Here is a 23404-nt window from a genome sequence, read left to right on the forward strand (position 1 = left end):
GAAATTGCCGTTTTTCTGTGGAAGTTTCTTTACAAAAGCGTAGCGAAAGTTGAGGCGTTACACCTTATATATAATATAGGGGCACGGCACAGCAGCGAAAAGTGGAAAGATAGGGCGTAAAACTATCTTTCGACGAGGTTGGAAGGAAAGACTTACTCAGGTAAAAAACAGAAATACTGCAAAGGTAAAATTTCGGAACCTATTTAAAACAATGATTTGTAAAGTTGAGTTGTCAAAAGGCAGCTTTTTTTTATGTTTTCCTTGCAACTTTAATAATTAATTTCGTATCTTTGCAATCGCTTTTAAAAAATCTTATACATTAACAAAATGTAATATTATTATAGCTATATAAATTTATGTATTTTACACTTTTAATCACCGTCTTCATTACGGCAGCCTTTTTGGTTGTTGCAGCTTATGTTACTGCAAAACTGTTGGGCCCCCGTTCTTACAATCCGACGAAAGGTGAACCTTACGAGTGTGGTATTCCTACCTACGGCACGTCTTGGTTGCCGATGCACGTGGGCTACTACTTGTTTGCAATCCTTTTCCTGATGTTCGACGTTGAAACTGTTTTCCTCTACCCTTGGGCAGTTGTGGTGAACACTTACGGCGTTTTGGCATTGGCAACGATTGGATTTTTTATGTTGGTGTTGGTTTTTGGCTTGGCTTATGCTTGGCGGAAAGGAGCGCTTGAATGGAAATAAGAAAACCGAAAATTAAGGCTTTGCCCTACGAGGAGTGGAAGGACAACGACACCTTGGAGAAGATGGCAAACGACCTGAACGATGGAGGTACGAACCTTGTGTTGGGCAATCTCGACCAGCTCATAAACTGGGGACGTAGCAACTCGCTGTGGTCGCTCACTTTTGCTACATCTTGCTGTGGCATTGAGTTCATGGCAGTGGGCTGTGCGCGCTACGACTTCTCTCGTTTTGGATTTGAAGTAACCCGTAACTCGCCACGTCAGGCAGACTTGATTATGTGTGCAGGTACCATAACGAACAAGATGGCACCTGCATTGAAACGTCTGTACGACCAGATGGCAGAGCCTAAATACGTGATTGCCGTAGGTGGTTGCGCCATTTCGGGCGGACCTTTCAAGGACAGCTACCACGTAATGCGTGGCATCGACGAGATTATTCCAGTCGATGTTTACATTCCCGGCTGCCCTCCACGCCCCGAAGCCATCATATACGGTATGATGCAGTTGCAGAGAAAAGTGAAGGTTGAGAAATTCTTCGGTGGTGCAAACCACAAGCAAACAGCAGAGGAGAGTTTGCTCGGCAAGAGTAACCAGGCACTTATCTTCGAGAACAAGCTGGGCATTTCAGCCGAAGAAATCAAAGAGAAGCGCGAGGCTGAATGGGAAGCGGAACACAAGCCCGCACCCAAACCTGCACGCCCTGCCGCTGCAAAGCCTGCTGCAGCAGAGCCAAAGAAGGACACCATCGTTGTAGACAAGCCTGTTACGAAAGAAGATGTAGAAAAGTTAGGCAAGGAATTGGACAAGCTGAACGAAGCTGAAGCGAAACAAGAACCTACCGACAACAATACAGCAGCTAACTAATAAATAAGGTACGGAAAAATGAAATTAGAAAACAAAGAGTTTGGTTTTGAGCGTTTTGCCGACGAAATGGCGAAACTGAAAAAGGAACAGCATTTCGACTACCTTGTAACAATCGTTGGAGAAGACTTCGGCGCAGAAGAAGGTCTTGGCTGTATCTATATACTTGAAAATACGCAAACCCACGAACGCTGCTCTGTAAAGCAAATAGCAAAGCAGGTGGAGCAAGACCACGTAATACCATCGGTGTACAACCTATGGGCTGACGCCGACTTGCTGGAACGTGAGGTTTACGACTTTTATGGCATAAAGTTCCTCGGACACCCCGACATGCGTCGCCTCTTCCTGAGAAACGACTTCGTGGGCTACCCACTTCGCAAGGACTACGACATGGACCCAGCGAAGAATATGTACACCACGGACGACGACATCGAGCTGGACACAACCACCGAATGGAACCTCAACGCCGACGGCAGACTGACGGCTACCACACACAAGCTGTTCACAAGCGATGAATTTGTGGTGAACATCGGCCCTCAGCACCCATCAACCCACGGTGTATTGCGCCTGCAGACCGTGCTCGACGGCGAGAACGTGAAGCGCATCTACCCACACCTCGGCTACATTCACCGCGGTATAGAGAAGATGTGCGAATCGTACACCTACCCTCAGACACTCGCATTGACCGACCGTATGAACTACCTCTCGGCGATGATGCACCGCCACGCATTGGTAGGCGTCATCGAAGAGGCTATGGGCATCGAGCTTTCGGAGCGCATTCAGTACATTCGTACCATTATGGACGAGTTGCAGCGCATCGACAACCACTTGCTCTACACATCGTGCTGCGCGCAGGACTTGGGCGCACTCACGGGTATGCTCTACGGTATGCGCGACCGCGAACACGTGCTGAACGTGATGGAGGAGATAACGGGCGGACGACTGATTCAGAACTATTACAGAATAGGTGGACTGCAAGACGACATCGACCCGAACTTCGTGGAGAACACAAAGAAGCTCTGCAAGTATCTGCGCCCGATGATTCAGGAATATCTCGACGTGTTTGGCGACAACGTCATCACACACCAGCGTTTCGTAGGCATCGGTACGATGGACGAAAAAGACTGTATCAGCTACGGCGTTACAGGTCCTGCAGGTCGTGCAAGCGGCTGGCGCAACGACGTTCGCAAGCATCACCCATACGCTGTTTACGACAAAGTGGACTTTGAAGAGGTGGTAATGACAGGCAGCGACTCTATGGACCGCTACTATTGCCACATCAAGGAGATGTATCAGAGCCTCGACATCATCGAGCAACTCATCGACAACATTCCCGAAGGCGACTTCTACATCAAGCAGAAGCCTATCATCAAGGTTCCAGAAGGCCAGTGGTACTTCTCTGTGGAAGGAGCAAGCGGCGAGTTTGGCGCATACCTCGACTCACGAGGCGACAAGAGTCCGTACCGCTTGAAGTTCCGTCCGATGGGCTTGACCTTGGTGGGTGCAATGGACAAGATGCTGAAAGGTCAGAAGATTGCCGACCTTGTAACAACAGGTGCAGCACTCGACTTTGTCATTCCCGACATCGACCGCTAAGAGAGAAACGATATATAAGTAATGAATTAAGAAATAAATCATATACATGTTCGATTTTAGTATAGTAACAAGATGGTTCGACGAGCTGCTAAGGCACACCTTGGGGCTTGGCGATTTCGGTGCCATTCTTATCGAGTGTGTGGTAGTAGGCTTGGCAATTATCATTGGCTATGCCGTGCTTGCCATCGTGCTCATTTTTATGGAACGTAAGGTTTGTGCTTATTTCCAGTGCCGTATCGGTCCTGTCCGTGTAGGTTGGTGGGGTACGCTGCAAGTGCTTGCCGACGTGTTGAAAATGCTTATCAAGGAAATTTTCACCGTAGATAAAGCCGACAAGCTGCTTTACTACCTTGCACCTTTCCTCGTAATAGCAGCCTCAATCGGAACATTCTCGTTCCTTCCATGGAACAAGGGTGCGGAAGTGCTCGACTTCAACGTGGGAATCTTCCTTGTAACAGCCATCAGCTCTATCGGTGTGCTCGGCGTTTTCATCGCTGGCTGGGCAAGTAACAACAAGTACTCTGTCCTCTCTGCCATGCGTGCAGCAGTCCAAATGATTTCTTACGAACTCTCATTGGGCATCTGCCTTATCTCAGCCGTGGTACTTACGCGTACCATGCAGATATCTGGCATCGTTGAAGCACAGACCGGTCCATGGCAATGGCTCATCTTCCAAGGGCACATTCCTGCCCTGTTAGGCTTCATCGTGTTCTGTATTGCAGGTAACGCAGAGGCGAACCGTGGTCCGTTCGACCTTGCCGAAGCTGAGAGCGAACTTACTGCCGGCTATCACACAGAGTATAGCGGTATGGGCTTCGGTTTCTATTACTTGGCAGAATACCTCAATCTCTTTGTGATTTCAGGTCTTGCCGCAACTATCTTCCTTGGTGGTTGGGCACCTATTAATATAGGTATCGAAGGCTTCGACGCCCTTATGAACTATATTCCAGGCATCGTTTGGTTCCTCGGAAAGACCTTTGTTGTAGTATTCCTTCTTATGTGGATACGCTGGACATTCCCACGTCTGCGTGTAGACCAGATACTGAAGCTCGAATGGAAATACCTTATGCCACTCAGCCTCATCATCTTGGTGCTTATGACAGTGTGCGTGGCGTTCGGCTGGACCTTCACAATCGCATAAAAGGCAATCATAAAGTAGAAATTAAGAATTCATTATTCTAATGGAAAAAAAAGAATCATATTTCGGTGAAATAGGAAGTGCTTTTAAGACATTAGCTACTGGTTTGAAGACAACCATGAAGGAATACTTCACGCCAAAGTCTACCGAGCAGTATCCTGAAAACCGTAAGACAACACTCCACGTGGCAAAACGCCACCGCGGACGTTTGGTCTTTAAGCGTGATGAAAGCGAGAACTACAAATGCGTTGCTTGCCTTATGTGCGAAAAAGCCTGCCCTAACGGCACTATCCGCATAGCAAGCGAAATGCGCGAAGACCCCGAAACAGGTAGAAAGAAGCGTGCGCTGTTGGACTACCAGTACGACCTCGGCGACTGTATGTTCTGCCAATTATGTGTAAACGCCTGTAACTTCGATGCCATTGAGTTTACAAACGACTTCGAGAACGCTGTTTTCGACCGTTCGCAACTCGTGCTGCATCTGAACGAAGAGGTTTACAAAGGCGGCTCACTGCCTAACCTTATCGAGGGCGGAGCCGATTGGGAAGTTGGAACATTTAACACTAAAACCAAATAAAAGAGGAGATAAAGTTATGGCTAAATTAATTGTGTTTGCGATTTTGGCAGTAGCGATACTCGGTTCAGCAGTATTCTGCGTGTCTACAAAGCGCATCATGCGAGCTGCAACAGCATTGCTGTTCGTGCTCTTTGGCGTAGCAGGTCTTTATTTCCTGCTTGACTATACATTCCTTGGTGCTGCACAAATCAGCATTTACGCTGGCGGTATCACCGTGATGTATGTATTTGCTATCCAGCTGGTAAGCAAGCGAACGCTTCAGGGTTTGTCTGAAAGATGGCTCGGAAAGCGCACCCTTCTTGCAGCACTCATCGCATTGGTAGGCGTTGCCACAGTGTTAGGCGTGTTTCTGAAGAACAAGATTTTCAATGAATTGGTGTCTACCAACACATCAAGCACGGAAGTTTCAATGCAGGTTATCGGTAAAAACCTTATGAGTGCCGACAAGTATGGCTATGTATTGCCGTTCGAGTTCATCTCTGTTTTCTTGCTTGCGTGCATCATTGGCGGCTTGGTAATCTTGAATAAACAGAAAAAAGAGGAGGTAGAAGAATGATACCAGTAGAATATTTTTTCGTCCTTAGCGGACTGTTGTTTTTTATTGGAGTCTTTGGCTTTGTAACCCGACGCAACCTTGTTGCAATGCTTATCTCCATCGAGTTAGTTCTCAATAGCGTAGACCTTAACTTTGCAGCTTTCAATCGTTTGCTCTATCCAGATGGATACGAAGGTATGTTCTTCACAATCTTCTCTATCGGTGTGAGTGCAGCTGAATCTGCGGTTGCGTTAGCTATTATTATTAATGTTTACCGACATCTGCACAGCGACCAGGTGAACAGTATTGAAAATATGAAATTATAAGGAAAAGCTATGTTTGATTACGCATTTTTGATACTTCTTCTACCTTTCTTGAGCGCAATCGTTTTAGGATTGGCAGGTATGAAGATGCCTAAACCGGTGGCAGGTATTATCGGCACATGTATTGTGGGCGCGCTTTTTGCCTTGAGTCTCTACACTGCTTATCAGTATTTCTTCTTTACAGGCGAATATACTGCTATGGGTGAGACCTTCAATGTAGTAGACGGCCGCTTGGCAAATGGTGTTTACCCGACTGTTACGGTCTTCAACTTCACGTGGTTGAGATTCTCAGAGTTACTGACATTTAATATTGGTTTCCGTCTAAGTCCTATCAGCGTGATGATGCTTATCGTCATTACCACTGTCAGCTTCATGGTTCATATCTACTCGTTCGGCTATATGGCAGAGCGCGATAAGAACTATAAGTTCGAGGAATACGAGCACGGTTTCCAGCGTTTCTATGCCTACCTGTCATTGTTTACAATGTCGATGTTAGGTCTTGTGGTAGCAACCAACGTTTTCCAGATGTATCTTTTCTGGGAGTTGGTGGGTGTTTGCTCTTATTTGCTCATTGGTTTCTACTATCCAAAGCACACTGCCGTGCATGCAAGTAAGAAGGCTTTCATCGTTACACGCTTTGCCGACTTGTTCTTCCTGATGGGTATTCTGTTCTTCAGCTTCTACGTCAAGACGTTCAACTTCGACTTATCGGTCGATGCAAACTTGGTAGACCAGCTGCAAAACGTAGCTACCGACCCTTCAACAGCTTGGGTTATCCCGACAGCACTGTTCCTTATGTTCATCGGTGGTGCAGGTAAGTCAGCCATGTTCCCACTCCACATCTGGTTGCCAGATGCCATGGAGGGTCCAACACCTGTATCGGCGTTAATCCACGCTGCTACCATGGTTGTTGCCGGTGTATTCCAAGTGGCAAGTTTGTTCCCCATCTACATTCAGTTCGGTGCTATCGAGCAACTTCACTGGATTGCCTACATCGGAGCCTTCACCGCTTTCTATGCTGCTGCAGTAGCTTGCTGCCAAAGCGATATTAAGCGTGGTTTGGCGTTCTCAACCATTTCTCAGATTGCCTATATGCTCGTTGCGCTCGGCGTTTGCTATGCCCTCGACAACGAAGAAGGCGGTTTGGGCTATATGGCTTCAATGTTCCACTTGTTCACCCACGCTATGTTCAAGGCGTTGCTGTTCCTCTGTTCTGGTGCCATCATCGTTATCATTGGCAGCAACTTCAAGGAATATATGGGCGGTTTGCACAAGTATATGCCGATAACGAACGCTTGTTTCCTCATCGGTTGTATTGCAATCAGCGGTGTATGGCCACTTGCAGGTTTCTTCTCTAAGGACGAAATCGTGAGTGCCTGCTTCCAGTTCTCTCCTGCTTTGGGTTGGTTTATGACCTTAGTATCGGGTATGACGGCTTTCTATATGTTCCGTTTGTACTACGTAATCTTCTGGGGCAAGTCTTATTATGAGGAGGATCCAGAGAACCGTCGCCGCCCACAGGAAGTTCCTTTCGTTATGTGGGGACCGTTGGTATTCCTTGCTATCATTTCAATCTTTGCAGGTTGGATTCCATTCGGCCACTTCGTTTCAGCGACAGGTCAGAGTGCCGACATTCATTTGCAGCACTTCCACTTCTCAAGTGTAGCTTGGTTCAGCCTCTTGGCAGCTGCCATCGGCATTTCACTTGCGACATGGATGTATATGCCTAAGAACAATCCTGTTGCCGACAAACTTGCGAAACGCATGCCAGGACTTCACAAGGCTGCCCTCAACAGATTCTATATTGACAACGCTTGGCAGTTCTTCACCCACAAGATTGTTTTCCGTTGCTTCTCTATTCCTATTGCTTGGTTCGACCGTCAAGTTGTCGATGGTACGTTCAACTTCCTTGCTTGGGGTACTCAGGAAGCGGGCGAGAGCATTCGTCCTTGGCAGAGTGGCGACGTTCGCCATTATGCAATTTGGTTCATAACAGGAACTGTGGCTTTAACATTAGTAATACTTTGCTTGATATAAAGAGATGAGTTGGATTTTAACAATATTTGTAATAATCCCCGTACTGATGCTTTTCGGCCTTTGGGTCGCTAAGAACGACAATCAGGTACGCGGCGTGATGGTAGCAGGAGCCTCTGCCTTGTTGATTGGTGCTATATGGCTCACCGTCTATTTTGTTCAACAGCGGGCAGCTGGAAATACCGATACCATGCTATTGGCAAACTCTGTAATGTGGTTTAAACCGCTGAACATTGCCTTTGCTGTGGGTGTCGATGGTATTTCTGTCGTCATGATTTTGCTTTCAGCAATCATTGTCTTCACGGGTACATTTGCCAGTTGGCAGCTTGAACCGATGAAGAAGGAATACTTCCTTTGGTTCGTACTGCTGTCATCGGGTGTGTTCGGTTTCTTTATTTCAACCGATATGTTCACCATGTTCATGTTCTACGAAGTGGCATTGATACCTATGTACCTTCTCATTGGTGTATGGGGAACAGGCGCGAAGGAATATTCAGCCATGAAGCTTACCCTTATGTTGATGGGCGGTTCTGGCTTGCTTATCTTCGGTTTCCTCGGTATCTACTACTTCAGTGGTGGTTCTACGATGGACGTTATCGAGCTGGCAAAGATGCACGCAATGTCGAAAGAAGTTCAAAACATCTTCTTCCCATTCGTATTCATCGGCTTTGGTATCCTCGGTGCGTTGTTCCCATTCCACACATGGTCGCCCGACGGTCATGCTTCAGCCCCTACAGCCGTTTCAATGCTCCACGCAGGTGTATTGATGAAGTTGGGAGGCTACGGCTGTTTGCGCATTGCCATGTTCATTATGCCTGACGCGCTCGAGATGTGGGCACCCGTTTTCCTCGTCCTCACAACGGTTTCTGTGGTTTACGGTGCGCTCTCTGCCTGTGTTCAGACCGACTTGAAGTACATTAACGCCTACTCTTCAGTTTCTCACTGTGGTATGGTGCTCTTCGCTTTGGTTATGACAACGCAGACCGCTATCACAGGTGCAATCCTCCAAATGCTTTCACACGGTTTGATGACTGCCTTGTTCTTCGCCTGCATCGGTATGATTTACCACCGCGCAGGAACACGCGACGTTCGCTATCTTGGCGGTTTGATGAAGGTAATACCATTCCTTGCCGTTTCTTATGTAGTGGCAGGTTTGGCTAACCTCGGTTTGCCAGGCTTCTCGGGCTTCATTGCCGAAATGACCATCTTTGTTGGTTCGTTCGAGAACGGCGGCACTTTCCACCGCGTTTGTACACTCGTTGCCTGCACGTCAATCGTTGTTACCGCAGTCTACATTCTGCGCGTGGTGGGCAAGATTCTGTTCCAGACCATTCCTAACCAGAAGTTCAACGAGCTTCACGATGCCACTTGGGACGAGCGTTTTGCCGTTGCAGGACTCATCTTCTGCGTTGCAGGACTCGGACTTTTCCCTCTGTTCTTCGAGGATATGATTATCGATGCTGTCGGTCCAATCTTCGACCACATCATCGCATACGTTCCAAATTTAGGTAATCTTTAATAAAGTAGCAAAAAAATGAATTATACTGATTTCTTTAAAATGATTCCAGAGGCAAGTCTTGTTGCCGTTCTGATAATCCTTTTCGTTGCTGACTTTATTTCAGCAAAGACCGAAGAACGCAAGTGGTTCAACCCCTTGGCTTGTGCGCTCCTGCTTGCAAACACCATCGTTTGCCTGCTCCCGATGCAGCCCGAAGAAGCCTTTGGCGGTATGTACATTACTTCGGCTGCGGTAAATGTCATGAAAGCAATCCTCGCTTTCGGTACATTCATCGTGGTGCTGCAAAGCCGCGTGTGGGCAGGAAAGAGCGGTAAAGAGGGCGAATTCTATATGCTTGTCGTTTCAACCCTGCTGGGTATGAACACAATGATGAGCGCAGGAAACTTCCTCATGTTCTTCCTTGGTTTGGAAATGGCATCTGTGCCGATGGCGTGCGTGGTGGCTTTCGACGCCTATCGCAACAATTCTGCCGAAGCAGCAGCCAAGTTCATACTCACCGCAACCTTCTCAAGCGGTGTAATGCTCTATGGTATCAGCTTCATTTATGCAGCTTACGGCACAATGTACTTCAACGATATTGCTGCCAACATACAGGCTACACCACTCACCATCATGGGCTTGGTGTTCTTCTTCAGCGGTCTTGGCTTCAAGATTTCGCTCGTTCCGTTCCACTTCTGGACAGCCGACACCTACCAAGGTGCGCCTACCACTGTTACGGGCTACCTCAGCGTAATCTCTAAAGGTGCTGCCGCTTTCACCCTGTTGAGCATTCTGTTCCACGTCTTCGGCAGTATGATAGCTTACTGGCACGTACTTATGATGATTGTCATTGCACTTTCCATCACCATTGCCAACCTCTTCGCTATCCGCCAAGGCGAATTGAAACGCTTCATGGCGTTCAGTTCCATCTCGCAGGCAGGCTACATCATGCTTGCTGCATTGGGCAACAATTGGGACGCATCAATAGCATCGCTAAGCTACTACGTACTTATCTACGTGGTTGCCAATATGGCTGTGTTCACCATCATCTCGGTTGTAGAACAGAACAATGGCGGCAAGACCGACATTTCAGACTACAATGGTTTCTACAAAACCAACCCACGTTTGAGTTTCCTTATGACCATTGCCATGTTCTCGCTCGGTGGTATCCCTCCGTTTGCAGGTATGTTCTCTAAATTCTTCGTCTTCATGTCGGGCGTTAAGGGAGCAGACATCACCACAACCGAAGGTGCTTGGATTTACGGCATACTGTTCATTGCGCTGATAAACACAGTCGTTTCGCTTTACTACTACCTCAAGATAGTAAAGGCAATGTACATTACACGTTGCGACACTCCTATGCCAACCTTCAAGAGCGACACCAACACCAAGTTTGCCCTTGCTGTTTGCACAACGGGCATCGTACTTTTCGGTGTCTTCAGCTGTGTTTACGAATGGATTGCAGCAGCTATCTAAGCAAGCAAAGATACACTTCAAATAATAAGAAAACGCCTAAAGGACCCCTTCCTTTGGGCGTTTTCTTTTTCTAAAACCAAAAATCTAAAAACTTCCTATAACACCTAGTTTCCCTAGAATATCTAAAAAAGCCTATCCCCTTACCATTATAATATTCCACCCAAAAACACGTTATCAAGAATATGAAGCAACTTCTACTTTTATCCTTGCTGCTGCTCTGCACCCACGCACTGGCGCAAAGCCCCACAACAGCCGAACGCCAGCACCTTACCTTCTGCGGCATTTCCCTCAACAACACCGCTGCAGCCTTTGCCGACTCGCTCGTTGCAAAAGGTTTCAAGTCCGAAACCGCCCCACTCCGCCTGCCCATCAATAAAGCCAACACTACCTTTCGCGGACACTTCGAGAACATTCCGTGCATCGTTGAAGTAGGACAAAACCATACCGGAAAGGTAGACACCCTACGCATATACCTCTTAAATGTAAACAATCCGCTGCGAAGCTACAAAATCCTGACCAACTTCTACCGTTCCCGTTACGGTGCGCCCATCTTTGAAAACTACTACGACACGCACCTCTTGCCACGAGAAGCCCAGCAGCAGTTGGCTGCCGACCCTTTCATCACCACCTTCTCCGTAGACGGAGGCATCGTCCAGTTTTCCCTGAAATACGATGCCCAACTCTACAACTACATTTACAGCCTCCTCTTTATCGACACCGAAAACGCCCTACCCATACTCTCCAACGACGACAGCGTAATAGAATGGTAAACCCACAACTCATTGATTTGGCGATAAAAACAGAATCATCACATTCCTAAAACAAAGCATACACAAAAACAACAACAAACAATTAAACGTAAGGGCGCGATTCATCACGCTCTTAAAACAAAACACGCACAAGAACAACAATGAACAATTAGCCGTAAGAAACTGAATAAACCACGCCCCCACCACTTCTTGCTATCCACCAATTCATAGCTAACAAACAGTACAACAACTGTAAATATTTTTCACAAACCTATCTGCGACATAACCTCCTCACCACCAACGCCTTGCAAAACCTATTGTTTTGCATTCCAAAAGCGGCTGTTTTGCACGGTAAAAGCGTAGGTTTTGCCATGCAAAACAGCCGCTTTCGCAACGCCAAACCAAAATTATAGTTTTTCTTACGAATTATCTTTACAAAATAAGGGTGCTTTTCGGCTCTCAACGGAGCGGTTTTCGGGTTTTAATGAATAGGATTACACGCTTACTGCAACATACGGCATTAGCCTATCTTCTTTACTGCATTCTCGAACCCATCGTGGTCGATGGAACGAGCTTTCAGCTTCGAGCGATAAGTGTAAACGGTGGTAAGGCTCGCACGCAGAATGGAAGAGATGCGCGCATTGTCGGTAATGCCAAGGCGTATGAGGGCGAGAATGCGCAGCTCGGTGGTGAGCCGCTCGTCGCCTTTCGGCTCTATCTGTCCGTCGGGACGCAGCAACTGGTTCACTTCCGTTACGAAATTGGGGTATATATTCAAGAAAGCCGTGTCGAAATTGATATAATAATGGCGTGTGGCGGTCTGAATAAAATCGCTGTTTTTCAGCTCTGTATAAAGTTCTTCCATTCGCTTCTCGCGCGCCAGACGGTTGTAGAGCTTGCGCCGCTCGTCTACTCGGTCGATAAATTTCGATACCAACTCGAGGAAACGGGCTATGTATTCCTCTTTTATACTGTTGGTTTCACTTATCTGCGCATTCACCTTGCTAAGGTTTTCCACAGCTTCGTTCAGCTGATGGTTCATCACCACCACCCGTTTGTTCATTTTTCGGTAGCGTTTCAAGAGCTTCAAGATGAACAGAATAGCCACCAAAAGGGCTATTGCCACAAGGCTCACCACTGCCAGAAGTATGGTAATGCGCCTGCTTTGTGCACGTTTCTGCACCAAATAGACCGACAGAATGCGGGGCAGAATGCGCGAATTTTGACTGTTGCGCAAATGTGTGCCGTAGAAATTGGCATCTTCTATCGAAATATTCAGATACTTGTAAGCCCGCTCCACATCGCCTTTCTCGAACAAAAGCGTAGCCAAGAGGCGCAAGGAGTTGTTCTCCTTCACCGACGAGCGTATGTCTGACATCGCACTTTCGATAAGATAGAAATACTGCTTGTCGGTGTTGCCCAGCTTACCGTACAGTCTTGCCAACTCGCTGGTTATCATTGCATACTCGTGTTCGTGCCTCTGCCACTTCTGCAGGTATTCTTTCAGCATCGCAATGGCTTCGTCGGTGTTGCCCTGCTCGCTCAAATCGTTTGCCTTCACCATGATATAGGTGCGCGTATCTTTGTACGGACTTTTCAAAATCAGCCCACTGTAATAGTCCGCCTGCTTGTCGTAATACTTATGCATCTGCGTTCCTGCGGTGAATTCAGACATAAACATCATCAGCAAAAACCACTCTTTATAATAATCCTGACGAAGACGGTCGTCTAAAACCGCCGTACTCAGAGTGTCCAAGAGTTCTCTCGACTCCAAGAAAAGTGCAGCCAGCGTGTACACATGCACTTTCTTGAGCTGCGCTTCCACAATCCACTTCGGGTCGCCCACACGCTTTGCATACATAATGGTACGGTTGGCGTAGACCAATGCCGAGTCGAAACGGAACGCCTCGTACTCGTCGTAAAGCTGCATACATATCTTATAGCGTTGCTTGTCGGTTAGATAAGGTGTCGAAAGGCGTTGTCGTATGTCGTTAATCTGCGATAACTTCTTGTCGGTTATCGCCTTACGCTGTCCTATAAGATGGTCCAGCTCATCGTATTCGTTGGCTGCCATTCCCATCGAACAGTGCAACACTGCAAGAAGAAACAGCAAAAACAGCTTGCGCATCATTGTTTTGAATCTTTGGTTTTTCCTCTTCCACATTATATATTAAGGTGGTTCAGCCTTACAAAAATAGATAAAAATATTGAAAAACCAAAATTAAGGCACAAAAAAAGTGCGCCATAACCTCTCGTCTTGGTGCACTTTGCGTTTAGCTAATTGTTGATTGAGAATTGATTCACCTATAATCTACAAATAGGTTCTACAATTTAACATTACCTAAAATCACCTTTTTACCATTTTAAACGCTACATTTTACCATTGCCTCACGGCAGTCTTTTCGTTAAATCTGATACAAAGATACTCAATAAAATCGTTGTTGCAATGCCTTACAAATATAAATCTAAGTTTATCTAAAAGGTATAAAATAGCTATCTACTTGATTATCTTATAATTAAACATTTTAAAACCCCTACTTAAAATTATAAAAATCTAAATATCTTCCTAATATATCAAAGTTAAAAGGGAACAAAAACGGGTATAATGAAACAGAAATAACAGAAAAAGACAATAACGCATAAAGCAGACAAGAACAATATTTGCACTTACAAGAAATAAAAAAGTAGGAGCACTGCAGCTGCACCGTGAAGGGCAAGAACAGCATACGTTTGTATGCCATAAAAACTATTCTGCTGAATGCAACAACCGCATTGATTTTGTAAAGATAATTCTGTTAAAAAGCGGTAGTTGCGTTTTGGCGTTGCGAAAGCGTAGGTTTTGCGATGCAAAAGAGCCGCTTTTACCGTGCAAAACCTACGCTTTTGGAACGCAAAACAACAGCTTTTACATTACGTTGATAGTGAGCGAGTTACACAAAAGCCACGCTTGCGAAAAATATTTACATACTTTTTGGGTGTCAGAAGCATAATTATTGCCGAGCGACAGAGAACGAAAGGGCGTGCAGCCGAAGCGATGCAGAGGTTCGCTTACGTGGGTAAAATGAACACCCTGCATAGGGTTCGGCTTGCCAAGTTGCGTGTATTACAGGCTGTTGCCCCTTTCCTGTTGCAGACGAACCATGCGGGCGAACTCGCCGTTGCGAGCCAACAGCTCGTCGGGCGTGCCCTGTTCGCTCACCGTACCGCCGCTAAGCACCACGATGTGGTCGGCATTGCGGACGGTGCGCATACGGTGGGCGATGATGATGACGGTTTTGTTGCGCACCAGTTCGGAGATGCCCGCTTGTATTTTCGTCTCGTTCTCGGCGTCAAGGCTTGCGGTGGCTTCGTCGAGAAGTATGATTGGGGCATTCTTCAGCAGGGCGCGGGCAATGGAAATGCGCTGCCGCTCGCCACCCGAAAGGGTTTCGCCGTTTTCGCCGATAACGGTATCGTAACCTTGCGGCATTCGACTGATGAAGTCGTCGCACTGCGCCAGTCGGGCAACGTGGCGCACTTCCTCGTCGGTAGCGTTGCGCTTGCCGATTCGGATATTGTCGGCAATAGAGGCATTGAACAGCAATACGTCTTGAAAAACAATGGAATAATGTTTCAGCAGAGTTTCGGGGTCAATCTTCGAGATGTTGTTTCCACCCACAAGAATTTGTCCTTCGGCAATGTCCCAAAAGCGTGCGGCGAGCTTGGCAGTAGTACTTTTGCCCCCACCCGACGGTCCCACGAGGGCGGTAACGGTGCCTTGGCGTGCCGTGAACGAGACATTGTGCAGCACTTGCTTCTCGGTTTCGTAGGCAAAACTTACGTTGCGGAACTCGATGTCGTAGTTTTCGAGTTGTACGGCTGCACTTCCCTCCTGCGTGGGCATACCTTCTATTTCCTTCATACGGTTGATGCGCACATCGAGAAAGGAGAGAAGGGCAAGGTAGTTGCACACTTCGATAATGGGATTGTAGACCATTGCCGATGCCAAGAGGTAAGCCAAGTAGGTGAATACCGACACTTCGCCCTGCTGCAACAGCCACGCTCCCACCAATATAACGGTGGGCATGCCGAGTTTGAGCAGCATTCCGGCGAGGTTGAGGAAGACTCCTGCCACGAGTTCGCCACGCACCAGCTCGTGTTCGTAGCCCTTCAGCCGCTTGTCGAAGCTGCGGCAGTATGCCTGTTCGCCACTGTACGACCTTATTTCCTGCATACATTCCAGCCCTTCCTGTATCTGTTCGGTTACGCCACGCTTCACTTTATAGTGCTGAACGAAGGCTTTGTGGAGCTGACGGCGCGACAGCAACAGTACGGTTACGGCGAGCGGAACAACCCAAAAGAGGGCTAAAGCCAGGTGCCAGTTGTAGGAGAACATGCCCACGCCGATGATGACGACGCTCAGAGCCGACGCAAACAGCTGGGGAACAGCGTGCGAGAAGGTTTGCTCGAGCATCGTGCAGTCTTCCATCACGGTAGAGGTGAGGTCGGAAAGGTTGCGTTCGCCGAAGAAAGCGAGGGGCAGTCGGCGCAGTTTTTCCGCCACTCCGATGCGGCGTTGCGCACTCTCGTTGTAGACGGTGGTGTAGGTGCTGTCGTACTGTCGGAGGGCTATGAAGAACATAAACACTGCCAAGAGCACTGCCACAAGCACATAGAACCACAGCGTGTGCGGCTCGGTGGAGGTCTTGGCGTCGATGTGTTCCATGAGGAAGAAGAACAAATAGGTGGGCGGCAGCATCAATGCGAGGTTCATCAATGTAGAGAAGGCGATGCCTTTCCGCAAGTCTTTCGCTCCTTTTTCGGTGAGGGCGAACCGTTGTTGAAGATATTTTATCATTGTCTTGTGTCCTTTCTGTTTAGGTTTATAGTTTCCATGCCACCGACTTTTGGTATTCGTTCCACATCTTATAATATAATGTGGCTTGCTCCATGAGCTGTTGGTGCGTGCCCTGTTCGGCTATTCTGCCCTTGTCCACCACGACAATGTTGTCGGCATCTTGCACGGTGGTCAGTCGGTGGGCTATCATGAGCACGGTTTTTCCGCAAGTCAGGTGGGCAAATGCCTGCCTGATAAGGTGCTCGTTTTCGGGGTCGGCAAAGGCAGTAGCCTCGTCGAGCACCACGATGGGCGCATCTTTCAGAATGGCACGGGCAAGCACTATGCGCTGTTGTTCGCCGCCAGAGAGGTATGTTCCCTCCGCTCCTATCACGGTGTTCAGTCCCTGTGGCAGCCGCTTGATGATTTCCCGACTCTGCGAGAGGTCTACGGCACGGTTCACCTGCTCGATGGTTGCATCGGGATTGCCGTAGCGTATGTTCTCCAAAATGGAGGTCTTGAACAGTCGGGTATTCTGAAACACGAACGACACGTTGCGCATCAGCATTGCCTTATCCATGTGCCGAACGTCCACACCGCCTATTCTCAAACTGCCTTCGCGCACGTCCCAGAAGCGTGGAATGAGCCTTGCGATGGTTGTCTTGCCGCTTCCAGACGCTCCAACCAACGCAACGGTCTTGCCTTGCGGTATGTCGAGGTCGATGTGGCTTACGGCATCGCGCTCCGCCGCTTCGTATCGGAACGACACATTGCGCAGACTGACGTTGAAGACTGTCGCTTTCTCGGGCTTGGAACTCTCTGGAAGCGGTGGCGTGGCGGTGAGTTTCTCCAATCGGTCTACTGCTTCGTTTGCCAGAAAGAGGTTCTGACTGAGGTGCATGGCTTTCATTACGTTGGCTGCAATGATGGGTGCGATGAGCACATACAGCACCATATCGGAAACGATGATGGCAGTTTCGCCGCCGTGCCCTATCAGTATGATGCCCGTAGGCACAAGCAGAAAGGCGAAAGCATTGATGGCTATGGTGTAGGCAGACATGGGCGTGCGCCACAGAAGGGTGTACCTGATGACGAGGTCGCGGTAGTTGATGATGCTGTCGTGAAAGCGTTTGAACGAGAACACCGTCTGTTGGAAGACCTTCACGACGGGTATTCCGCGCACGTATTCCACGGCTTCGGCACTCATTTTCTCCTGTGCGTCGAGGTACATACGCTGGAAATCGTTGTTCTTAGGGTTCATCATGTAGCCCATGATGCCGAAGGCGCACACTATCGGTACCATTGCGGCAATGCCCAACTGCCAGTCTACGGCAAGCAGAAGCACTATAATGCCTATCGGAGCCACCACGCTGCCTGCCACATCGGGCAGTATGTGTGCCACGAAAGTGTGGGTCTGGCTCGAATCTTCGTCTATTATCTTGCGCATGCGCCCCGTGTTCTGCGTGTCGAAAAAGCCCAACGGAACCCGCATCAGCCGTTCCATGGCAGTGCGCCGCATATTGGTTTCGATGCGGAAAGCGGAAAGATGCGAGAGCATGAGGGCGGCGAAATAGAGCAAAACATTCGCCACCGACACCACGAACGCCGCAATGGCATAGTCCCATACGGGCGTATCGGCAAGGTTTCCGTCGGCAGTGAGCAGCGTGCGCACCACCAACCACAGGAAAATAAAGGGTACGAGCGACAGCAGTCCGTTCACTGCCGACAGCACAACCGAGCAGGGCAGCAACGGCTTGCGCCCTCCCATGTAACGTCCTAAGCGTTTCAGTATTCTTATCATCTTCTTCTATATATGTTAAAAGGTTGTTATTTCTACGGTTTCATCAGCTCTCTCCACCCTGCCATACTGTAAGCGGCATACTGCTCGAGCGCACGGTTCACCTCGCTTTCGTCGTACTCCTCGTGCTCCACAAGCTCGCAGAAGATGTTCACCCACATAGAACTCGCAATGTGCAGGAAGAAGGGCGATATGTCGATGTTGATGTGCGGATAGCGCGCTTTCATCAGTCGCAGGTATTCAGTGCCTGCTTTCAGTTGGTGTTCAGCTATTCTCTCCTTGTACCCCGCAAGCGATGTGCCTTCGGCATTGAACAGCAACAGGCGCAGCTCGGGGCGGTAAAGCCTCACCATTCGCTTCATTGCGCCGATGTATTCGTTCTGGAAATCGAGTGCGTCGAACACCTCGATGCAGAGGTGCCGCTCCTCGTTGTGCGACAGAATGTAGCGGTTCAGCTCGTTGAGCAGTGGCCGCAGCACCTCACAGAACAGCTCGTCCTTGCTGCGGAAGTAGTTGTACACGTTGCCAGCAGCAATGCCTGCACGCCGCGCCACCGTGCGGATAGACGTGCTGCGTGCGCCGTGAGCGATGAATTCCTCGCGCGCCACGGCAACGATACGCTGCCGAATGTCGTCTTTCAGTTTCTGCATACGCCCATGAAAACTTTAAATAATGAACCAAGTTCTGTTTTGTTCATAAAAAAATCGCACCGTTTCGTAATCGAACGGTGCGATTGATTGAACGAGCCTATTTGCGCTCTTACTATATAAATATTGTGTATTCGCATAGCTGCAATGTTTATTTTGCAAAAGTAGCAAAGATATAAAAACGCCGCAATACCCAAAAATAAGTATTTTGCAATAAATACTTATGTGTGTTGAATATCTAAATTTATTTTATAAGTCAAACAACATATTGTGGAATAGAATATGAAGAGTTTCAGTTATACAAAATCAATCCCCTCACTTGTAATTCTCCTCCAACATTCTCTCCAAGTCCGAAGCCTTGTAGAGTATTTTTCCTGCAAACTGCGTGTAGGGAATAATCCTTTTGTCCCGATAGTCCTGCAAGGTACGGGGACTGATATACAGCCGTTCGCACACTTCCTTGCCTGTGAGGAAAAGTTCGCCTGCAAAGAGTGGCTTGTGCGTCTGCGCCACTTCCACAATCCGTTTGCCTACACCTCTCAATGCCAAGATGACCAGCTGCATCTCGTCCGTCTCCATGTTCAAGTCTCTTGCTGTTTCCATTATATCTGTCTGTTTTTAGGTTTGTTAGACTTCGTAAGAAGCAATGCTTCCACATCCTCACGCTTGTAATAGCACTTGTGTCCGATTTGCGTAAACGGCAGCACACCCGTATCACGATAATGCTGCAAGGTGCGCTTGCTGATATTCAGCAGCCGGCAAACATCTCCGTTGTGCAGCCAGTCCGTGTGCTTGCTTTTCTCTCCGAATGCCTTGTGGCAGCATTCTGCAAGGCTCAAGATTTCATCCCGGAGCTTTGTCAAATTGGTTTCTGTAATGATGTAATAGTTCATAATCATATTTTATTATTGTTTGTTGTTTCAGGTCTTTCCTGTTTCTGCTGGCAAAGGTAATGGCGTGCGTGCGTCTCTCAAAGTCGAAGGGAACAGCAGGGATTTATCGGGAAGAATAAGAAAAAGAGCAATCCGTTCCATCGGTTCGCATTTGCGTTTTCCTGTCCCACCTTTTTCTTTCATTGCAAAATTAATATCGGGCATTTCTTATTCCATCCCTTTTCATTCAAGTGGCAGCTTGTGGCGTCGTAATGGAATAGGTTGGCACAGTAATCCGATATAAATATGCTCCAGTCAATAGTTTGTAGATAGTTGGAGCAAAAGACTGCATCTGAAAGCAAACAACGACATCCACATTTCCTGCTTACTCTTCGTTCGTACTATCCGTTTTTTTTTCTTAATGAGACGATAAATGCTCTTCTTGACTACCTATCTCCCTAAGAATTTTAAAGCGGACGAGTGCAACATTATGCAAGAAGGCTCTGAATGCTTGGAAGTTACGTATTCCCACCCTAACTTCACTCTTGGAAACCAATTCAAGGGAATAATGAAAAAGAAAGCAGATGCAGGCAATATAGACAGCAGGAGAAATCTTCATCGAAAGAGGAGTCCCTCCAAGAACGCAGAGATAGAAAACTATCTCTCCACACACTACGATTTTAGATACAATACAATATTGGGTAGAACCGAATATTGCAGTAAGGGTAATAATCGTTTTGTAAAAGTCGGTCGCTATGAAATCAATACGTTTCGCAGGGAACTTGATTGCGATGAAAGCATAGCGACTTCTGCCGAGAACCTTTATTCCATCATCGAGAGCAGCTTCTCTCCCCGTATCAATCCCGTGCAGGAGTATTTCAAAGAGTTGCCACTGATAGATATAGGCGATGGTAGTAGTTACAGTGGTAGTAGTGTTCCTATTTCCTTTTCACCAAAAGCAATTCCCAATTTGGCAAGTTGCGTGGTCGTCCGTAATTCTAACAAGTGGTTGCCGTATCTTACCAAGTGGCTTGTGGCGGTGGTCGCCAACGCAATTGACGACCGCGAGTGCCGTAACCATACCTGTCTTGTACTGACAGGTGAGCAGGGTAAGTTCAAGACAACGTTTCTCGATTTACTTTGTCCACCCAAACTGCACGGTTACAGCTATACGGGCAAGATATATCCACAAGAGAAGGACACACTCACTTATATCGGTCAGAACCTTATCGTAAACGTGAGTTCGATATAAGAAAGTTGTTTTAAAAGTTGTAGGAGTGGAATATTTTTTGTACCTTTATACTTGTAAACCAAAGAGTTACAAACAAATACCCACTCCTATGACTGATACAAATTTAATAGAAATATTCTGTATATTCGACGATTTTTGCAAGTATTTTACTCCAGAGTTGAAAAAACATACGCTTCAGGTACCCGGCAAGCGGCACCGTAACCGTGTTTCCCGTATGTCAGACAGTGAAATCATGACCATTCTGGTCCTGTTCCACACTCACCGCTTCCGAGACCTCAAGTCCTTCTACTTAGGCTATATCTGCCAGCATATGCGTGGAGACTTCCCACATCGGATTTCCTACAACCGCTTCGTCGAGCGACAAGCACAGGTCGCACTGCACCTGTTGCTGTTTCTCCAGACATGTGCACTGGGCAAGTGTTCAGGCATATCCATCATTGATTCCACACCACTGGCTTCCTGCCACATCAAGCGTGAGCGGCAGCACAGGACCATGAGGGGCTGGGCGGCAAAGGGAAAGTGCACCATGGGCTGGTTCTACGGCTTCAAGCTACATCTTGTCATCAATGACAAGGGAGAGATTATCCAGTGGAAGCTCACGCCAGGAAACGTAGATGACAGGGAGCCACTGAAGGACAAACGCTTCACCGAGAGGTTGTTTGGGAAACTCTTCGCAGACAGGGGGTATATCAGTCAGAACCTCTTTGAGATGCTCTTTGTGGACAATATACATTTAGTGACAAAGATAAAGAAGAACATGAAGAACTCCCTGATGAGCCTGTATGATAAGTTGTTGCTCAGAAAGCGTTCTGTGATAGAGACGGTGAACGATGAACTGAAGAATGTATGTCAGATAGAACACACCAGACATCGCTCTTTTGATAACTTTGCAACAAATCTGATAGCAGGACTCATTGCATACAATCTGTTGCCAAAGAAGCCAGAAATGAACATAGAAATAATTGATAAAAGCAGAATAATTGCATAGAGCTTATATCGAACTCACGTTATCGTAAATATAGATGACCAACTCAAAGCCCTCAATAAGCGGGATGAGAACGAGCTGAAAAACCTCATCACCTGTCCGATGGTCAAGTACCGTATGCCGTATGACAAGTACGTGGAGGAGTATCCCCACTTGGCAAGCTTCGTGGCATCAGTGAACGGCAATGACCTTCTTACAGACCCGACAGGCAGCAGAAGGTTTCTGCCCTTTGAAGTTCTATCCATAGACGTAGAGAAAGCCAAGCGTATGGGCGAAGCCTTGAAGAAAGCAGGATACATAAAGGTGAGCAAACGAAGAAACGGTGGTAGCCCCATCTATGTCTACAAGATTAGGAAAATCCTACCTTGCCCGCTCCTTCAAACTTGTAGTAACCAAATGTAGTAGAATGTGTAGTATTGTCTTATACTACAAAGTAATACTGATTATCAATTACTTATCACAAAATAATATGTAGTAAGAAGAAAGATGAAAAAGTTTGGAGGGGAAAAACTTTGGAAACGGTAAAACCATAAAACAGACAAGCATAAATAATTATCATTCAACTCATTAAAGTATCAAAACAATGAAAGAAGAAGATTTATCAGCTATCAAGCGATATTCCATCGTGGAATATCTCGAAAAGAAAGGCATCAAGCCTGCCCGCAAAACACCAACCTATGCTGTGTATCGCTCACCATTGAGGGAAGAAGTGCATCCGAGTTTCAAGGTGGACAGGGAAAAGAACCTTTGGCATAGACTATGCCGAAGGCAGGGGTGGAAGTATCATCGACCTTTGTATGCGCTTGGAAGGCTGCACGCTCTCGGAAGCCATCTGCCGTTTGGGGCAGAACGCTTCAGAGTATATAGTGCCCAGCTCCAGCTCTCCAAAGAGAGAAACATCCATCAGCCCAAAGCAAACAGAAAATACAATGGCAAGCGGTACAAGGAGACTGACAAGCATATCAGACACCTTGCCGCCGCACCTGCAGGAGTATCTCAAAAAGGAACGCTGTATTGATTTAGAAAAGGCAACACCCTTTCTCAAATGTATCAGCTACGAGGTAAGGGGAAGAAGACATGAAACCATCGGCTTTGCCAATTCTTCGGGTGGTTATGAACTTCGGGACAACAAAATATTCAAAGGAACGATTGCCCCCAAAGACATCACTCCGATATTTGAGGACAGGGCACAACCCGTCTGTCTGTTTGAAGGCTTTATGGACTTTCTCTCTTTTCTTTCAATGAAAGGGGAAGTAACCAACCAATGTCTCGTGATGAATTCTGTGAGTAATGTAGCAAGAAGTATTCACTACCTGAACAAAAGAAATATAACCTCTGTTCGTGCTTTTCTTGATAATGACGATACAGGGCGAAAAGCAGTACAGGAATTTGTAAACGCAGGTTTTAAGGTAGAAGATATGGCTGTGTATTATAAAGACTTCAAAGACCTCAACGAGTATCATGTCAGCCGTGTCCGTGAGCATGAGAAATCTCAAAATACAAGCAACAAAATAAAACAAGTCAAACTTAAAATAAGATAG

General features: G+C 47.2%; 19 protein-coding genes and 3 pseudogenes. 15 read left to right on the top strand and 7 right to left on the bottom strand.

Features of this window, described 5'->3' with window-relative positions:
• Positions 1-356 precede the first annotated feature (356 nt).
• From BWX39_RS08850 to BWX39_RS08900, 11 genes are all read left to right on the top strand, one after another.
• The gene (locus BWX39_RS08850; RefSeq protein ID WP_014708334.1) at positions 357-707 is read left to right on the top strand and encodes an NADH-quinone oxidoreductase subunit A; all 351 of its coding nucleotides are present in this window, start codon (positions 357-359) and stop codon (positions 705-707) included.
• Entirely contained in the window at positions 698-1570 is an 873-nt protein-coding gene (locus BWX39_RS08855; RefSeq protein ID WP_014708333.1) for an NADH-quinone oxidoreductase subunit B, read from the top strand. The genes BWX39_RS08850 and BWX39_RS08855 overlap by 10 nt, the downstream gene beginning before the upstream one ends.
• Before the next feature lie 18 nt (positions 1571-1588).
• On the top strand, positions 1589-3163 hold the full coding sequence (locus BWX39_RS08860) for an NADH-quinone oxidoreductase subunit D-related protein (RefSeq protein ID WP_028906021.1): 1575 nt from the start codon (positions 1589-1591) through the stop codon (positions 3161-3163).
• 46 nt (positions 3164-3209) lie between these two features.
• Entirely contained in the window at positions 3210-4304 is a 1095-nt protein-coding gene (nuoH, locus tag BWX39_RS08865; RefSeq protein ID WP_028906022.1) for an NADH-quinone oxidoreductase subunit NuoH, read from the top strand.
• A gap of 40 nt (positions 4305-4344) precedes the next feature.
• Positions 4345-4878: a NuoI/complex I 23 kDa subunit family protein gene (locus tag BWX39_RS08870; RefSeq protein WP_014708330.1), complete on the top strand. Its 534-nt coding sequence runs from the start codon at positions 4345-4347 to the stop codon at positions 4876-4878.
• A 16-nt stretch (positions 4879-4894) separates the two neighbouring features.
• Positions 4895-5434, top strand: coding sequence for an NADH-quinone oxidoreductase subunit J family protein (locus tag BWX39_RS08875; protein ID WP_014708329.1), 540 nt, complete (start codon positions 4895-4897; stop codon positions 5432-5434).
• Positions 5431-5739, top strand: a complete 309-nt coding sequence (gene nuoK / locus BWX39_RS08880; RefSeq protein WP_004361841.1) for an NADH-quinone oxidoreductase subunit NuoK — start codon at positions 5431-5433, stop codon at positions 5737-5739. The genes BWX39_RS08875 and nuoK overlap by 4 nt, the downstream gene beginning before the upstream one ends.
• Before the next feature lie 9 nt (positions 5740-5748).
• Positions 5749-7773 carry an NADH-quinone oxidoreductase subunit L gene (gene nuoL, locus BWX39_RS08885; RefSeq protein ID WP_028906023.1) on the top strand — a complete coding sequence of 675 codons (2025 nt, stop codon included), beginning with the start codon at positions 5749-5751 and terminating at the stop codon, positions 7771-7773.
• A 4-nt stretch (positions 7774-7777) separates the two neighbouring features.
• A complete protein-coding gene (locus BWX39_RS08890; RefSeq protein ID WP_028906024.1) occupies positions 7778-9289 on the top strand; it encodes a complex I subunit 4 family protein in 1512 nt (503 codons plus the stop codon).
• A gap of 15 nt (positions 9290-9304) precedes the next feature.
• Positions 9305-10744, top strand: a complete 1440-nt coding sequence (locus BWX39_RS08895; RefSeq protein ID WP_028906025.1) for an NADH-quinone oxidoreductase subunit N — start codon at positions 9305-9307, stop codon at positions 10742-10744.
• Between the two features lie 182 nt (positions 10745-10926).
• A complete protein-coding gene (locus BWX39_RS08900) occupies positions 10927-11514 on the top strand; it encodes a hypothetical protein (protein WP_028906026.1) in 588 nt (195 codons plus the stop codon).
• A 499-nt stretch (positions 11515-12013) separates the two neighbouring features.
• On the opposite strand, the gene BWX39_RS08905 is transcribed toward BWX39_RS08900, so the two are convergent.
• The 7 genes from BWX39_RS08905 to BWX39_RS12160 form a co-directional block, all read right to left on the bottom strand.
• Complete coding sequence (locus BWX39_RS08905; protein ID WP_099046252.1) at positions 12014-13624, bottom strand: DUF6377 domain-containing protein; 1611 nt, start codon at positions 13622-13624, stop codon at positions 12014-12016.
• A gap of 972 nt (positions 13625-14596) precedes the next feature.
• Positions 14597-16330, bottom strand: a complete 1734-nt coding sequence (locus BWX39_RS08910) for an ABC transporter ATP-binding protein (RefSeq protein WP_028906028.1) — start codon at positions 16328-16330, stop codon at positions 14597-14599.
• A 25-nt stretch (positions 16331-16355) separates the two neighbouring features.
• Positions 16356-18110: an ABC transporter ATP-binding protein gene (locus BWX39_RS08915; protein ID WP_028905992.1), complete on the bottom strand. Its 1755-nt coding sequence runs from the start codon at positions 18108-18110 to the stop codon at positions 16356-16358.
• Between the two features lie 32 nt (positions 18111-18142).
• Positions 18143-18757: a TetR/AcrR family transcriptional regulator gene (locus tag BWX39_RS08920; protein ID WP_028910947.1), complete on the bottom strand. Its 615-nt coding sequence runs from the start codon at positions 18755-18757 to the stop codon at positions 18143-18145.
• Between the two features lie 312 nt (positions 18758-19069).
• Positions 19070-19360: a helix-turn-helix domain-containing protein gene (locus tag BWX39_RS08930; protein WP_028906117.1), complete on the bottom strand. Its 291-nt coding sequence runs from the start codon at positions 19358-19360 to the stop codon at positions 19070-19072.
• Complete coding sequence (locus BWX39_RS08935) at positions 19357-19647, bottom strand: helix-turn-helix domain-containing protein (RefSeq protein WP_028906118.1); 291 nt, start codon at positions 19645-19647, stop codon at positions 19357-19359. Before BWX39_RS08935 ends, BWX39_RS08930 begins: the two co-directional genes overlap by 4 nt.
• Before the next feature lie 27 nt (positions 19648-19674).
• Entirely contained in the window at positions 19675-19851 is a 177-nt protein-coding gene (locus BWX39_RS12160; protein WP_154650394.1) for a hypothetical protein, read from the bottom strand.
• 208 nt (positions 19852-20059) lie between these two features.
• Here BWX39_RS12160 and BWX39_RS08940 point away from each other — a divergent pair.
• The 4 genes and pseudogenes from BWX39_RS08940 to BWX39_RS08955 all read left to right on the top strand — a co-directional run.
• A pseudogene (locus BWX39_RS08940) lies at positions 20060-20866 on the top strand (VapE domain-containing protein); the annotation flags it as partial.
• A 100-nt stretch (positions 20867-20966) separates the two neighbouring features.
• On the top strand, positions 20967-21866 hold the full coding sequence (locus BWX39_RS08945; protein WP_076123173.1) for an IS982 family transposase: 900 nt from the start codon (positions 20967-20969) through the stop codon (positions 21864-21866).
• A 15-nt stretch (positions 21867-21881) separates the two neighbouring features.
• Positions 21882-22265, top strand: a pseudogene (locus BWX39_RS08950) (VapE domain-containing protein); the annotation flags it as partial.
• 181 nt (positions 22266-22446) lie between these two features.
• Positions 22447-23404 (top strand): annotated as a pseudogene (locus tag BWX39_RS08955) (toprim domain-containing protein).

The organism is Prevotella intermedia ATCC 25611 = DSM 20706 (assembly GCF_001953955.1).
In the GTDB taxonomy this organism is placed as follows: Bacteria; Bacteroidota; Bacteroidia; order Bacteroidales; family Bacteroidaceae; genus Prevotella; species Prevotella intermedia.